Genomic DNA, 13,858 nt, shown 5'->3' with positions numbered 1-13,858 from the left:
TCCGTCGGTTCGGAGGCCGTCTCGGGCAGGCTGTCCCTCTCGCTGTTGTGTGGGAGGTGATGCCGGGTGGGACGACGCCCGGAGGTGTTCGTGCGGGCGCTGTCGATGGCCGAGGGCCAGCGGCTGCAGAAGATCACGCGGACCGCGAAGAACCCGGTCAAGCTGCGCCGGGCGATCGTGGTTCTGATGTCTGGCCAGGGCCAGCCGGCGCCCGACATCGCGTACCTGCTCAAGGCCACCGAGGACTACGTCCGCGACGTGATCCACGCGTTCAACGAGCGGGGGTTCGACGCGCTGGACCCAAAATGGAGAGGGGGCACACCGAACAAGATCAATGAGCAGACCCGCGACTGGATCTGTGTGATCGCCCGGTGTGACCCCCGCTTCCTCGGCCAGCCGTTCTCGACCTGGTCGCTGTCCAAGCTGCGTGACTACCTGATCGCCACTGGCCAGGTGGACACGATCAGCATCGAGACCGTCCGGCGGATCCTGCACGAACGCGGCGTCACCTGGCAGACGTCGAAGACGTGGAAAGCCAGCAACGACCCGGACTTCACCGCCAAGATGCGTCGGGTCCTCGACCTCTACGACCATCCACCGGCCGGCGGCCGGGTCATCTGCGTCGACGAGTTCGGGCCGCTGAACCTGCAGCCCCGGCCGGGCAAAGCCTGGAAACCGCAGGGCAACCCGGTCCGACTCCGGGCGACTTACCACCGTGACCACGGTGTCCGGCACATGATCGCCAGCCTCGACCTGGCCACCGGACGAATCCACTACCGGATCCGGGACCGGAAACGATCGAGCGAGTTCCTCGACTTCCTCAAGACCCTGCGGCGCCGCTGGCCAGGACAGACGCTGCATCTGATCCTGGACAACTTCTCCCCGCACAAGCACCCCACCGTCCGGGCCTGGTGCCAGGCCAACGACGTTGAGCTGGTCTTCCTGCCGACCTACAGCTCCTGGCTGAACTGGATCGAAGCCGAGTTCGCCGCTTTGCGCTACTTCGCCCTCAACGGCACCGACCACCGCACCCACGCCGAGCAGGACACCGTCATCGGCGACTACATCCGCTGGCACAACCAGCGCGCCCGTCCGAAAACGGGATACGCGACCAAGTCCAAGATCCGCCACCCAGATTACCCCTTCAAGGCCGCGTGACGAGGCACTAGACGCTGCCGGGCTCAGTCACACCCTGCACGTCCTCGAAGGCGTCGCCGCCGAAGGCAAGGAATGGGTCAAACACCGACGCGACCGCGCAGACGAAAGGCTTGCCAACCTCGCGAGCGCCATACGCGGGCTGCTCGACTAGGTCAGGGCGGTATCAACACCATTGCCTAGATTGGGTAGGAGTCAACCTATTTGAATGGTGCACCTTCACCGTAGTCAAGCGTTCATAGAAGCCAGATATTGGATATCCCTTCCACCGCCGTCTCGAGCAGCGGTCAGCCGTCGCCCGTCGCCAACTCACCGCCGGCGCAGCCCTTGCTGGCCGCATGGACTGCCGGCCACCGCTTCGCGGGGCGGGCAGGTCCCTGGTCGCGGCGATACCGGGCAACTGGGCGGACCAGCCGAACAGGACTCTCCGAGACGCTGCGGGCGATCTGATCCGCGCGCTCCGATGCCGTCCGCGCTCGCTTGGCTGGCGTACATCGAGGCGCGAGTGTCGTTGCGGGTCCGCGTGCGCGCCGGGCTACGGTGAGTGGCCGACTGAAGTGTGAGGGGCTGTCATGATCCATTGGCCGTCTGCTGCTCGGGACCCGGCGCGGTTTGAGCGCGCGGTGAAGATTCTCATCAAGAAGATCGATCCGCACGCGCAAGGCGTCGACGGCGCCGGGGGCGACGGTGGCCGCGACAGCTACATCCCCAGCCGCTACGTCTCCGGGGATGGCGTGCGAGTCTACGAGGTGAAGTCCTTCACAGGCCGGATGACCGGATCGCGGCGGTCGCAGACCAAGAAGTCGCTGGCAAAGGCCGTCAAGGAGCACTCGCCGTCGGAGTGGGTCCTGATCGTCCCACTTGAGTTCTCGCCAGCGGAAATCGTCTGGTGGGAAAGGCTGGAAGCGCAGTACCCGGACGTCAGGCTGGACCGGTGGTGCATCGACTGGCTCGACGGTCACTTCAACCAAGACGAGGGCCTGCGCCGTTTCCTCGAAGGCGACGAGTACCAAGTCAGCCAACGTCTCGCCGAGCTCAACATGGAGCAGGCGGGGATGGTCAACGGCGTACCTGACTTGTTCCGCCGGCAGCGAACACTTCACACCCGGGCCGCAGAGATGGCGCCTCGGCGATGGGATTGGACGATCTCGACTGATGAGAACTACCAGCAGGTCGAGATCAGGCCTCGTCCCGGCAACGACGCAACCTTCACCGTGCGCGGCAAGTTCGCGTTTCCAGCCGACGACGCCGCAGCCGCCGCTGTTCAGCAAAGTTGGCTGGACGCCCTCGCCTTCGGAGGCTCGGTGACCGTCGAGGAGCGCTTCGTCGAAGACGTGACGATGGTGCTACCGGAGGACCTGCAGGACCTATTTCCTCCCAGCTTTGGGCCCGGGACGGTTCAGTTCAGCTCCCCGCAGGCCGAGTTGGCGACCCCAGTGCTGCTTCACCTCGTTGCCGAGGACAGCGGCGGCAGACAGGTGTGCAGCCTTCCGATCAGCTTCACCACTCGCCTCGCCGGCTCCACGGGCGCGACGACTGTCGGCGCCGACGTGTCGGGTACGGTGACAGCTAATCTGCAGCTGAGCTACACGATGCCGCCGGGCGAGAAGGTGGAAGACGGCTGGCAGGCCCTGGTGGGGCAGTTGAAGCTCGGCTGGGCGAGTCCGGCCGGACACTTGCCGTCGACGCTGCGCCCGATGGCCGAGCTGGTCAAGGCATGCGTCGGTGGCGGCGCGTCGCTGCATGTCTGCCTCGGCAGGCAGCGGCTGGCCAGCCTGCCTGCTCCGATCATGGCCGACTTGGCCGATGTCGCCGACCTCGTCCTGCTCCTCGACGATCTGCAGGAGCACCTTGGGCTGTCAGAGCCGGTACCGGATGATCTGACCGAGCCGGACGTTCAGACGCTCGCGATGGCCTGGTCGGTTCTGTCGACCGGTCACGGTAGCTGGCCGAATGCCGTCCTTAACCACCCTGTGGCCGCCGACGGTGTCAGCGCCTTCATGGAACACCCGCTCTGGTCCAGCGAGCCCGGCGAGCTCGTGCTCAGACACCCTAACCTTGCTGTCAGCCCCGCCGGCATGCAGCTAGAACTCGGTCCTGTGGAGATCCGCTTCCCCCGCGTCGTCGTTAAGAATCGCGCTGAAGTCGAGGCCGCCGCCCGGGCCGGAACCGACGTTGTCGCACAATTCAGGTCCTCCGACGGCTCGTCGCCCGTGGTCAGCTCGCTGCCTGCGGAACCAGACAAAGAACCGTCGATGGGACCGGGCAGCGCGGCGGGCGCATAACCAATAGGCGGATCGGCCAGTCACGCCTACCCTGTGCGACGTGCGGGAACCTTTTCTGACCGGCGAGTCGATGGGTCTCGGCAACCTTCAGATCTACTGGCAGGCGATCGACCAGGAGTTCAAGGCGCTTGACGCCTTGCCTTCCCTGGAGGGGCACCGCCTGCTGTCCGCGCGGGCATTCGACCAGGCGCAGGTAGCCGGTCCTCGCACCTACATGGAGGTGATCAGGTACCTCGGCGTCGCCAGAGATAACCACCTCGCGCTGCTCGCGTTGCTGAAGCATCACGGCGCCACGCTGTGGGCGCCGTGGAGTCTGCTGCGGCCCACCTTCGAGACATCCTTCTACGCCGCATGGCTGCTTGACCCGGACGACGGCCGTGAACGCCGAACCCGGGGGCTTCGATGCGAAGTCAACGACTGCTACCAGCAGCGCAGCCAACGCGCGGCCTTCAAGGTCCTCCCCGAGGTTCGCCACCTCATCGAGAAGGCCGAGAAGGATCTTGACCGAGGCTCACTGAAGACATATCGCGAAGAGGCGGCCAAACTTGGGCGCCCGTGGGACAAGGTGCACCAGAAAGTCAACGTCGCGGATGAGTTGCCCAAGCTGAGCTTCGTCAAGCAGCAGCGCGAGTTCGCTCCGTTTCTGGTAGCAACCTGGCGTCTACTCTCCGGCTTCGAACATGGCCTCGGCTGGGCGCTGCTGAACGGAACCCACCGGAAAGTCGAGGCCGAGGTTCCCGGTGGCTTCACCGTGGAGCTTGTCATCGACGACGAAGCCTTCCTGCTCGCGGCCAAGTCAACGTACTTCCTGCTCCTGTCCGCTTGCCACCTGCTGAAGCGCCGTCACCTGGAACCGATTCGATAGCGACCGCGCCAGGGCCCACAAATTCAGCCGGGTTGCCGAGCCTCCCCGCTTGACGCCGCTTCGCCGCCGGCTTCGGACGAGCAGGGCAGGCAGAGATGGCTAGACCAGACAGCTCTGCAGCCACCCGCTGCCAAACACGGACACGACCTGTCGGGGTGTCCTGGGGTCAGGTGCGGATTGTGTAGGACGACTGGTACTTCAAAGCGGCGGCCTTCCTGCTCTGGACATGTTCCCACCGATGCCGGTAGACCCAGAGCTCTAGACCCGGCAGGCGATCCCGCACGAACAGATAGATGCGCAGGTAATCCTCCGGGCCGAAAAGCGCGATGGCCGGAACCAGGCCGGTCTGCCCCGCGTAGCCGAGGACCTGGCGGATGGCAGTCCGCCACTGGCTGGCAGGCTCGACCTCGAAGACGGTCGTGGGGTTGGCCACGTCAGCCCGGCCCACCGGTAGAACCACCTCGCAGACGCCGCCGGCCTGGCGAGCCAAGGCAGCGATGTAGGGACCCTCACCTGTCGCGGGCATCCCCTGCGGCCACCGGCCATATACCACGCGGCCGTCGGGCAAGCGCAACGGATTACGAGGAACACCCATACTGCCTCCGCTCGCTGCTTCACTTGCCGCCAGGTGACGTATTTTGGCTACGCGCCAACTAGGCGGTCGGCCTGTGGCCCTCGGCCACGGATCAATCGGGGTCACTGGCGACGAGCAAGTCTCGCCTCGCCCGCCGCAGCACCTCGCGGTACCGGAATTCCGTCGGGCCGCCGCAGCACCATCGGTCACGAAAGTCGCTATGCAGGGCCGGCTGGAGATGCCGACACATCACGCACGCGATCACATCGGGCGCGAGCTGCTTTCCGGCCTGCAGGAAAGCCTGGATGCGAGGTTCGAGCTCGGCCAACACGTCCCCGGGAAGGCTTCGAGACAGAGTGTGCAGCATGTGTAACAGCGCAAGCTGTGCGCACTGCTGCGGCGTCGGCCGCGGCGGTGCAAGCACATTGTGATGATGTAGGCGCGGCAGCGGCTGCTCCCGGATGCGCAGCACGTGTGCCGGCAGCAGCTCCGAACGTCTTCGCAACGCGTCCGCTTTGATCCTGTCTGTGCGCGCTCGGTGCTGGTGAAAGTAGGCGCCGTCGTACTCCACGACGATGTTGCCCGCGCCGAGGCGGAAGAGCATGTCGACGTTGACACGGCCGACCGCCGTAGCGACCGGCGCGTCGCTGATGCCCGGCCCGAGGGCCAGGTCTAGGAGCGTGAAGATCTGCCCCTGCAACTTGGAGCGGCCCGCGCCGCCCTGCAACGCGCAGTGCCCATCACCGCAGGCTGCCTGGTAACGGCCAGTCGGACTTCCCATCGACCTACGCATGCGTGCCACGCTAGGACGCCCGTACGACAGTGCAGTCGCTGTCGTGGTCGAGGTGCTTTGTGCCAAGAGCCAGCCGGGAGCCGTTCGTGTGCCGGTAGGTCCGGGTGCGGCCCGGTGGGTAACCATCGATGGTTGTCGGACGGTCCTCGGCATGGCCCGGACGGTGACGTCCGCCGTACGTCTCGCGGTAACTTTGGTTCGGCAGGGTCGTCTAAATGTGATGGGGTCTACATGCGCGAAGTCGTGCGTCGGTCAGTACGGGCGATCCTGTGGGATGAACGCGATCAGCTCGTGTTGATCAAGAGGACGAAGCCTGGCCAAGCCCCTTACTGGACTGCGCCCGGTGGCGGCCTTGAGCCGACGGACGCATCGCTCGATGCGGCCCTGCGCCGTGAGCTGCGGGAGGAGTTGGGCGCAGAGGCAGAACGGCTCAGCCAGGTGTTCTTGTTCAGCTCGCTGTCGGGCGAGGGAGTGTCCGTACAGTACTTCGTATCCTGCCGGCTCACCCGGGTAGACGAGAGCGCCCGCACGGGCGCGGAGTTCACTGATCCGGGCCGTGGTGGCTATGCCCTGGACCGGGTGGCTGTCGACCGCCTTCCCGAGGTCGATCTGAAGCCTGAGGCCCTGAAGGATTTCATCCTCGCGAACACTGACGCGTTGCTATCGGAGTTCAGCTAAGGCAGGCCAGATCCCTGCGGGTTCGAGCATGAATCGGCGCGCGGCTTGGAACACGTCCTGGGGACGGCTCGCTCCGGCGGTGATCGCCGCGACGGCGCCGATGAGCACTCGGTGCGAGACAATCAGGGCGATGTTTCCTTCGACCGGGTGTCCGAGGACCGTCGCGGCGGCCATCGCCCGTTCGTAAAACGCAGTAAGGCTTTCGCCGCCGGCCAGGGTTGAGTCCGGGTCGCGGAGCCGGTGGGTGCGCCAGGTCTGGTACTCAGATGGGTACTCGTCAGGTCCTTTGCCGAGGACGCAGTCGGGGGCGCGCCACTCGGCGTATAGCGGGTTGGGGGCGGCGAGCGGCACGCCGAGCAGCGCAGCCAGGATCTCCGCGCTTGTGGCGGCGCGCGGATGCGGGCTGGTCAACACGATTGCGGGCCGGACACCGCGGTCACGAAGTACGTGGGCGGTGGCGGCGATCTGTGCCGCGCCGCGCGCGGTGAGGGGCGTGTCGGGTCGGGCATGGGCGTGGGGGATGGTGATTCCGTCGAGGCTGGTTCCGTGGCGGATCCAGAGGGTCGTCATGACAGGTGCCAACCGCCGTCAACGTTGATCGCTTGGCCGGTGATAAATCCCGCTTCTGGGGTGGCCAGGAAGGCGATGGCGGCGGCGACGTCCGAGGGTTGACCCCGTCGCTTGATGCACTGTCGGTCGAGCTGGCGTCGGACCATGGCCTCGTGATCGGGTACGACGCTGTGCTCTGCAGGGACCTCGATCGAGCCGGGCCGCACGGTGTTGACGGTGATGTTGTGGGGGCCGAGTTCGCGGGCGAGCGCGCGGACGAGTCCTTCCAGGCCGCTTTTCGCGGCGATGTAGCCGGCGAGGTCCACGCGTCCGAGCTGGGTCATGACTGAGGAGACGACGATGACTCGGCCGTAGTCGTTGGCGACGAAGGCTGGTGTGGCGGCGCGGATCGCGGCGGCGTGCGTGACGAGGTTGAGTTCGAGCTGGTCGCGAAGGATGTTGAGGTCCGTCCGGCTCCACGGGATGCGTGGGTATGCGCCGGCGTTGCTGATCAGGACTGCGAGTTGGGTGGCGTGTTGCTCGACGGTGGTACGGAGTGCGGTCTGGGTGTCAGCGGCGGTCAGGTCGCCGGTGACGGTGTGGGTCTGTGCGCCGTGGCGGTGGGCGGCCTCGACGACCGCGTCGAGGTTGGTGTCGTCGTGCAGGTGGGTCAGGACGAGGTCGAAGGCGGCTGACAGCCGGGCGGCGATGGCCGCTCCGATGCCGGTGCCTGCTCCGGTGATGACCGCGATGGGGCGATTCATGAGGGCGGCTCCGCTGGCGTATGAGTGGTGAGTCCGAGGATCTGCTCCAGGTCGGCGTCGGGTGCGTAGAGGTCGGCGAGTAGGCCCAGCGACAGAGCGGCGTCGCGGGGTTCCAGGAGCTGTAGGGGGTAGACGGCGAGGATCCGCATGGCGAGGTACGGGCGTATCCAGGTGAGCAGATCCGTGGCGGCGGAGAGTGCGAGCGGCCGGGCGAGCGTCGTGAGGTATCGGGTGATGGCTTGCTGCCGGGCCGGCGATGGTTGGTGCTGGTAGTCGATGCCGACGGCTCGGTGGGAAAGTCTTCTGAGCCGTACGGTGGGTTCGACAGCTTCGGCGAGTGCTTTCCTGTGGTCGGCGTAGGCGTCGGTGTTGTAGTGCGGGACGAGCCAGGCGCCGTGCAGTCTCTGGTACCAGAGGAAGCAGGCGATCTCGCCGGGGAGGGCGTTGAGGCCTGCGGTGTCGTAGTCGAACCAGACGGGCTGGTTGTCGGTGTCGAGGCCGATGTTGAAGTCGGTGGGGTCGCCCTGGGTCATCGCGGCCCAGACCTGCTCGTTCGGGTGGAAGGCGTCGCGTAGCTCCCCGAGGAGGGCAGGAAGGTCGAGCCGTCGGGGTTGTCCGTTGACCATGAGGGTGGTCTCCCGCAGCTCGGAGGGCCGGAGACCGTCGGCGTCGGCGTCGGCGTCGGCGTCGGCGTCGGCGTCGGTAAGTTTGAGCACGATTGGGTTGTGGCGGTAGTAGTGGTCCAGCCTGCCGCCGGGCTGGGCCCGGTCGCGGTAGAGCTTGCTGTTGGTGCGTGAGGCGGGGACTCGGCAGATGGTCGCGTCGATGGTTCGGCGGTAGTGCCGGAAGGTTGCGTCGAGCCCGCAGTCGAGGTTGGCCGCGCTGCCGGGGCCGGTGGACGTGAGAGCGTCGAGGAGTAGGCCGGTGTCCGGAAGATCGGGTCGGTGGCGGTCGTAGAGGGTGAGGGTCCAGTGCCCGACGCGGTGCTGGGAATGCAGCTTCGGTAGCCGGTAGTGGTTGCGGATCCGGTGGTACCCGGCGACTTCGGCCGCGGCCTCCACGGGGTTCGGGTTCAGCTTGGCGAAGAGGCGGTGTGCGCCGATGTCGAGGTGGAAGGTGCGGTTCATGGTGAAGCGGCGGTAGCGGCCGACGCGGATCATCGAGTCCACCAGCCCGCGCACTGCCCCGCGAAGTCGGCTATGACCTTGGCGGGGATGGCGCGAAGGTCGCTCGCGGTGGACCAGAGAGTGTCGTCGTAGCGGTCCCGCACGGGACACGCGTCGGCGACCGACATCAGGTGCGAGAACGGGGTGGCCACCGCGTGGTGCCCTGCTGATCCGGTGATCCACTTGGCGTAGCCGTGCCGTCCGTAGAGGCCGACCACCTGCGGCTGGGTGCCGTCCCCTCGGATGGTCAGCGCGGCGAGATGGGTCAGGCCGGTGTCGTTGCCGATGACCAGTTCGGCGGCGGCGAACAGATCAATGCACTCGACCGCCGTTGGTCCGTGAAGTACCTCGATCTGCCCGACGGATGCCGGTGGCTGGTGGCCCGGTGGTGTCACCAGGCTGAAGCGCCAGGCGCCCGAGTGGCGGGCCGACAGGCGTTCGGCGAGCGCGCCGAATTTGTCGATGCCGTAGTCCTTGCGGTCGGGGCGACTCGTCGTGGCCACGAAGATCACGTGGAGGGGCTTCGGCGCTGCGACCGACGACCGGAACCTGGGGGACGGGTCATCGGATGCGGGGAGCCTGACTCCGAGGGCTTGCTCGACGTCGAGGTAGTAGCGCATCGGCAGCGCAGCATGGACCTCGACAATGTCGGCGTCGATGAGGTCGAGCAGTGTTGGAGGCGATTCCGGTACCGCGTTGAACTGCAAGGTGTCTTCGCTGCCGAGCGTGCCCAGTTGGTGCCCGTCGCCGCCAGTGACCGTGACTGGAAGGGTGCACCGGGCGATCAGGTCCGCCCGGCTGCCGACGTACTCCAGGGCGCCGAATTGGTCGTGTGTGGCGTCGTGAAGCGCCTGTGCCATGGCGAGGCCGAGTAGCAGGTCGCCGAGTCCGCGAGAGCCGAAGTCGACGCGCCACCCGATTTCCCGAACCGCGTCGAGGCGTGCCCGCCGGGGTGGGGTTTCTCCGTTGGCCCGGCGATACGGCAGGAGCCGGCCGAGCGGCGCCTGTTCACGTCGGACGACGTACCGTCCGCCACGGTGGCACACCGGTTCCTCGGTGAGGGTCACAGCGTTGTCAGTACGCACAGCGGGACCCCATTGCGTTCGAGTAGCTGTCGGCCCTCGCCAGCGGTGTCTTCGACGAGGCAGAGCGCGCCGGTGATGTCGGCGCCGGCCGCGCGAAGCGCCTCGACGAGATTGGCCAGAGTGAGTCCAGTGGTGATCTCGTCGTCCACGATGAGGACGCGCAGTCCTTCGAAGTCGCCGTAGGCGAAGACCTCAAGACGCCGGGCATGCGGCTCGTGGAACACGAGCTTCCCGGGTAGGTCGAGGTTGACCTTCCAGGCGAGCCGATACTGGCTACCACTGGCCCAGGCCACCGCGATTGTCGGCACGATGCCGCCGGCGTCCAGGCCCAGGAGAAGATCGTGCGGCCGATACGCCGGGTGCTCGCACCATCGCTTCCACAAGCTGCGTCCCGTCGCCAGGACCTGTTCCGCGGCCACGTCGGTGCGGATGCCATCAAGGCCGTGGACGACGCGGATCGGACGAGCGGTGTCTCCCACCCCGAGCCGGGTCACCCGATCGGCGTGCAAGACCTCGTCAAAGGCTGTGGTCATTGAAGATCTGATCCTTCCATTTGGGACGTCTTGAATGCGGCCGAGCAGCCGAGCGTGTCGTGGTAGGCGAGGATTTTGGCGGCGGCTCCGCGGACCCGATGGGAGAGGGTTTCGTCCTGTCGCCACCGGTTGCCACTGATCTCGGCGACCGGTGGGAGGTCGATGTCGGCGTCCGGATGGCTGGTGGTGAAGGCGAGACGGACCTCCTCGCTAGCGTCGAGGTCCACCCCGTCGGCACGCAGGATGATCTTCATGATCAGCACGACGTGCTTGTAGACCGCGCGGACATCAGGCTCGGGGTTCGCGGCGAGTCGCCGCAGCACCATCGCCACGAGCGGCAGCTCGCTGCGTGAGGCGCGGTCGTCGGCTGGTGCGTCGAAGGCGTTGAGTACGAGGTCGCTTCGGCGGTAGAGCAGGCCGCAGCCATCGCGGGCTATCTGCCGCACCGCGTGCAGTACCCGGGGTGGGACCAACCCGGCGAGCATCTCCCGGGTGGTGAACGACGACAGTGCGATCTTCTCCCCCGCCGGTCCGCTCCGGGGTACACGCCTGTTCCGGAGCCAGTGCAGCGGCAGCGTGTCGCGTACGACAAGGAGGTCGATGTCGCTCCATCCCGGTTGCCAGCCCTGATGGGCGAGGCTCCCGGTGGCGGCGACGAGCGCAGTCTCAGAATCGGTCAGTTTGGCGACGCAGTCGGCGAGTACCGGTTGCAGGGCATCGGGGATGGCCGTGTCCGCGTGCGGTGGAACCCTTGCCCCGGACCTGGGGTGAACAACTTCCGTGACCGCCCTCTTCAGCGCGGCGAGGCTGTGGCCGTTGTCGATGACCGTGTCGGCGATTGACGCGATGCGGTCTCCGCCCCGGCTTCGCTTGATCGCGTCGCGGGCGGAGAGCGACTGCATGGCCTCGGTGGCGCGCTGCGCGCGAAGCCTGGCCGGGAGGCGGAGGAACACAATCTCGCAGCGCTCACCCCAGATCCTGCGGAGATGTGCCGTGGCGTCGAAGCGGTGCGCGCTTTCTAGGCTGATCCGGTGCGAGCCCGGGTTCAGCGCGGCGAACCGCAGGATCTCCTCTGTGAGCATCTGCGCCTGGGTCAGCTCGTCCCATTCGCGATACGGATCTGCCGCACCGAGCCGATCGGCGGCAAGCTGCATGAGGTAGCCGATCTTCAGCCTGGTGGCTGTGTGCTCCGTGCGGAGCAACTCGCCGGCCGTGCTCTTGCCACTCTCGGACATGCCAGCGAGCACCCATAGGTGCTGGATCCGGTCTGGCGGCAGCGGAACGACGGGCACGTCGAGTTGCGTCAGGATTTGGCGGATTTCGCGCTGCACATCGAGGAGTGGGCGGTGCCCGCGTACCACGATGGCCTGGTACTCCCCGCTGCCGACTTGAAGGTCGATCGCCTCGGCCAGTCGACGCTGATACTCGGCGTAGCGCTCGGTGGTCGGCACGGGTTCACGCGCCATGGCGTGGTGCGCCTCGGCCGCCGGCTGGTCGCTGTGGCGCAGCAGCAGGTGTAGCTCACGGCGCGGCGCGGGGGCATAGCGGCGTGCTCTGGCCTCGACTTGCGCGAGCGCCTCGACGGTGGAGGTGCCGTCCTTGACCGCCGCTGTCGCCGCGCAGGTCGCCACAAGCATCGGCCAACCGCGGTCCTCCAAAGCCAAGGGGCCGCCAGCGGCACACCGTGCGGCGTGGGAGCTGAAAACGAGGTCGATGTGTTCGTCGGTGGTGCTGTCGACGAACCACCACTGACTGAAGTCCTGTCGCGACACCTCGGCCCATCGCCGGTCCCACCGATCGACTGTCCCGGTGAACTCGATATCCGGCATCGCCGACGCCAGCCAGCGGGCGTTCGTGGTCTTGCCTACGTTGTCGGCGCCGTTGAGGGTGACGGCAGTCCTCATCGCGGCTCCCGATAGCTCTTGAGCGTGCGCCAGTGAGGAATGCGGCGGCGACCTTCATGGATGTCGAGCACAAGGGTGTCGAAGGCTTCGGTGAGCTCGGTGAACTGCTGGAGCGCCAGTGAAGGATCGACGTCGCTCGGGTCCAGCTGGGCGGTCTCCGAGAATTGCCTCCACCGAACCCATGCGATGGCCAGGCGGTCAATCACGGAGCCGATCGTCTCGGTGTGCAACGGTGCCCCGCCCGGCGGCCTGATCACATGCTCGACCCAGGAGTCGATCTCCCCAACCAGAGCGACGCGAGTGGCGTTGAGACGATCGATCGATCTCTTGGCAGCAGCCACCACGTGGTCGTCAGCAGCCGAGTCGCGGGAGATCGTCTCCGCCGCCCATTGTTCGCGGTGGTGCGAGGCGAGCCGGGACGCCGCGTGAAGGGGCACCGCCCACACCTCTGGCAGAACTCGCCGACGGCCGCCGAACGTACTGGTGATTAGGTCTGAGCTGGGCAGCGGTGGACAACGCTGCGGGTCGGGGGCGAGTGGTGGGTCACCGACGGAGCGGAGGGGCATGGGTGAGCCTCCTTGGTCCTTGGTAGGGCGGCGGCCGGTGCTTGGCCTGTCAGGGGCGGAGGGTGGTGCCGGTGTGAGTGGTGTGGCCGCGTTCGAGGATGAGGACGGCGGAGAACAGGCCCGGCCGGCGCCTGCTCAGCCGCTCGTGCGCGGCGAGGATCTCGCCGCTGTGCGGGTTGATCAGTAGCTGAGAGGTGGATCCGTCGGCGGTGATGGTGAAGGTCAGGCCGGTGCGGCCGAGGATGTCGGTGCTCTGTCCGCGGTAGGTGATGCCGGGGATGGCCGCGAGGACGCGCAGGCTTGTGGCCCGTTGGGCTTGGTTGAGGTACTGGGTGCTCACGAGTGCGACGACGCCGTTGGCGAGCAGCCGCGGGTAGGCGGGTTCGTTGGCCAGTTCTCGGGGGGCGAGCATGTCGGCGAGGGTGTGCGCGTCGTTGGGCAGCGGTTCTGGCAGATATGGGTGCAGGTCGCCTGAGAGGTGCTGAGTCGTTGTCTCAGGCGCCTGCGTGAACTGGGCCGGCTCGCGGCGTTCGGGTTGGTGGTTGAGTCCCGGCAGGTCGGGGAGGCGGCGAGTTTTCTCTTGGCCCGAGCCGTCGGTGTGGCGGCGCCATTGGCGCAGTTCGGTGCGGGTGACGGCGTTGGTGGCGCGGGTCCAGGACTGGGTGTGCAGGTAGGTGTATGGCAGAGCGGTGGTGGTGTCGCCGGGCGTGGCGGTGACGGTGTCGGCGAGGGCGGTCAGCCGCTGTGACGGGGTGAGACCCGGCTCGGTAGCGGCCGGCTGCGTGGCGATGGCCCGGCTGTCGGTTACGGCGGGCGCCGTCGGCGGAGGTTTCTGGTGGGCTGGGGTGGTGGTGTGGCAGCCGGTGAGGAGGACGCTGCCGAGGAGGCTGACGGCCAGGCGGCGGGCGGGGGCAGTCGGGGTGGCCATCACGGTGTCGGGG

The 13,858-nt window shown here is 67.1% G+C and carries 14 protein-coding genes; 4 read left to right on the top strand and 10 right to left on the bottom strand.

Annotated features, from left to right (window positions below; translation table 11 throughout):
- Window positions 1-66: 66 nt before the first annotated feature.
- From MRQ36_RS13110 to MRQ36_RS13100, 3 genes are all read left to right on the top strand, one after another.
- Complete coding sequence (locus tag MRQ36_RS13110; protein ID WP_242795455.1) at window positions 67-1,158, top strand: IS630 family transposase; 1,092 nt, start codon at window positions 67-69, stop codon at window positions 1,156-1,158.
- 569 nt (window positions 1,159-1,727) lie between these two features.
- Window positions 1,728-3,440, top strand: coding sequence for a hypothetical protein (locus tag MRQ36_RS13105; RefSeq protein WP_242795453.1), 1,713 nt, complete (start codon window positions 1,728-1,730; stop codon window positions 3,438-3,440).
- A gap of 40 nt (window positions 3,441-3,480) precedes the next feature.
- A complete protein-coding gene (locus tag MRQ36_RS13100) occupies window positions 3,481-4,305 on the top strand; it encodes a hypothetical protein (RefSeq protein WP_242795450.1) in 825 nt (274 codons plus the stop codon).
- A gap of 166 nt (window positions 4,306-4,471) precedes the next feature.
- Here MRQ36_RS13100 and MRQ36_RS13095 read toward each other — a convergent pair whose 3' ends face one another.
- Both MRQ36_RS13095 and MRQ36_RS13090 read right to left on the bottom strand, forming a co-directional pair.
- Window positions 4,472-4,753, bottom strand: coding sequence for a hypothetical protein (locus MRQ36_RS13095; protein ID WP_242795448.1), 282 nt, complete (start codon window positions 4,751-4,753; stop codon window positions 4,472-4,474).
- Between the two features lie 238 nt (window positions 4,754-4,991).
- Entirely contained in the window at window positions 4,992-5,672 is a 681-nt protein-coding gene (locus MRQ36_RS13090) for a hypothetical protein (RefSeq protein WP_242795446.1), read from the bottom strand.
- Window positions 5,673-5,903: 231 nt separating this feature from the next.
- Here MRQ36_RS13090 and MRQ36_RS13085 point away from each other — a divergent pair, with 231 nt between their 5' ends.
- Window positions 5,904-6,350, top strand: a complete 447-nt coding sequence (locus MRQ36_RS13085; protein WP_242795444.1) for an NUDIX domain-containing protein — start codon at window positions 5,904-5,906, stop codon at window positions 6,348-6,350.
- On the opposite strand, the gene MRQ36_RS13080 is transcribed toward MRQ36_RS13085, so the two are convergent.
- The 8 genes from MRQ36_RS13080 to MRQ36_RS13045 form a co-directional block, all read right to left on the bottom strand.
- The gene (locus MRQ36_RS13080; RefSeq protein WP_242795442.1) at window positions 6,333-6,920 is read right to left on the bottom strand and encodes a histidine phosphatase family protein; all 588 of its coding nucleotides are present in this window, start codon (window positions 6,918-6,920) and stop codon (window positions 6,333-6,335) included. The two genes, MRQ36_RS13085 and MRQ36_RS13080, sit on opposite strands and share 18 nt — an antisense overlap.
- Window positions 6,917-7,663 (bottom strand): SDR family NAD(P)-dependent oxidoreductase, encoded by a 747-nt coding sequence (locus MRQ36_RS13075; RefSeq protein ID WP_242795440.1) that lies wholly within the window; start codon window positions 7,661-7,663, stop codon window positions 6,917-6,919. The genes MRQ36_RS13080 and MRQ36_RS13075 overlap by 4 nt, the downstream gene beginning before the upstream one ends.
- Window positions 7,660-8,823 carry a hypothetical protein gene (locus tag MRQ36_RS13070; RefSeq protein ID WP_242795438.1) on the bottom strand — a complete coding sequence of 388 codons (1,164 nt, stop codon included), beginning with the start codon at window positions 8,821-8,823 and terminating at the stop codon, window positions 7,660-7,662. Before MRQ36_RS13070 ends, MRQ36_RS13075 begins: the two co-directional genes overlap by 4 nt.
- On the bottom strand, window positions 8,820-9,896 hold the full coding sequence (locus MRQ36_RS33895; RefSeq protein ID WP_242795436.1) for a glycosyltransferase family 9 protein: 1,077 nt from the start codon (window positions 9,894-9,896) through the stop codon (window positions 8,820-8,822). Before MRQ36_RS33895 ends, MRQ36_RS13070 begins: the two co-directional genes overlap by 4 nt.
- The gene (locus MRQ36_RS13060; RefSeq protein ID WP_242795433.1) at window positions 9,893-10,447 is read right to left on the bottom strand and encodes a phosphoribosyltransferase; all 555 of its coding nucleotides are present in this window, start codon (window positions 10,445-10,447) and stop codon (window positions 9,893-9,895) included. Before MRQ36_RS13060 ends, MRQ36_RS33895 begins: the two co-directional genes overlap by 4 nt.
- A complete protein-coding gene (locus tag MRQ36_RS13055) occupies window positions 10,444-12,351 on the bottom strand; it encodes a hypothetical protein (RefSeq protein ID WP_242795431.1) in 1,908 nt (635 codons plus the stop codon). The genes MRQ36_RS13060 and MRQ36_RS13055 overlap by 4 nt, the downstream gene beginning before the upstream one ends.
- Complete coding sequence (locus MRQ36_RS13050; protein ID WP_242795429.1) at window positions 12,348-12,788, bottom strand: DUF4254 domain-containing protein; 441 nt, start codon at window positions 12,786-12,788, stop codon at window positions 12,348-12,350. Before MRQ36_RS13050 ends, MRQ36_RS13055 begins: the two co-directional genes overlap by 4 nt.
- Window positions 12,789-12,966: 178 nt before the next feature.
- On the bottom strand, window positions 12,967-13,845 hold the full coding sequence (locus MRQ36_RS13045; RefSeq protein WP_278188192.1) for a hypothetical protein: 879 nt from the start codon (window positions 13,843-13,845) through the stop codon (window positions 12,967-12,969).
- Window positions 13,846-13,858 lie beyond the last annotated feature (13 nt).

The sequence above is a fragment of the Micromonospora sp. R77 genome, from assembly GCF_022747945.1.
In the GTDB taxonomy this organism is placed as follows: Bacteria; Actinomycetota; Actinomycetes; order Mycobacteriales; family Micromonosporaceae; genus Micromonospora.
The sequence above is the reverse complement of the archived record's forward strand: the minus strand, read 5'-3'. Positions and strand labels throughout refer to the sequence as shown.

Bases quoted from the DNA above. Each gene is read 5' to 3' on its own strand.
- MRQ36_RS13085 (WP_242795444.1), top strand. From the start codon at position 5,904: ATGCGCGAAGTCGTGCGTCGGTCAGTACGGGCGATCCTGTGGGATGAA.
- MRQ36_RS13060 (WP_242795433.1), bottom strand. From the start codon at position 10,447: ATGACCACAGCCTTTGACGAGGTCTTGCACGCCGATCGGGTGACCCGG.
- MRQ36_RS13075 (WP_242795440.1), bottom strand. From the start codon at position 7,663: ATGAATCGCCCCATCGCGGTCATCACCGGAGCAGGCACCGGCATCGGA.
- MRQ36_RS13090 (WP_242795446.1), bottom strand. From the start codon at position 5,672: ATGCGTAGGTCGATGGGAAGTCCGACTGGCCGTTACCAGGCAGCCTGC.
- MRQ36_RS13055 (WP_242795431.1), bottom strand. From the start codon at position 12,351: ATGAGGACTGCCGTCACCCTCAACGGCGCCGACAACGTAGGCAAGACC.
- MRQ36_RS13105 (WP_242795453.1), top strand. From the start codon at position 1,728: ATGATCCATTGGCCGTCTGCTGCTCGGGACCCGGCGCGGTTTGAGCGC.
- MRQ36_RS13045 (WP_278188192.1), bottom strand. From the start codon at position 13,845: ATGGCCACCCCGACTGCCCCCGCCCGCCGCCTGGCCGTCAGCCTCCTC.
- MRQ36_RS13080 (WP_242795442.1), bottom strand. From the start codon at position 6,920: ATGACGACCCTCTGGATCCGCCACGGAACCAGCCTCGACGGAATCACC.
- MRQ36_RS13070 (WP_242795438.1), bottom strand. From the start codon at position 8,823: ATGATCCGCGTCGGCCGCTACCGCCGCTTCACCATGAACCGCACCTTC.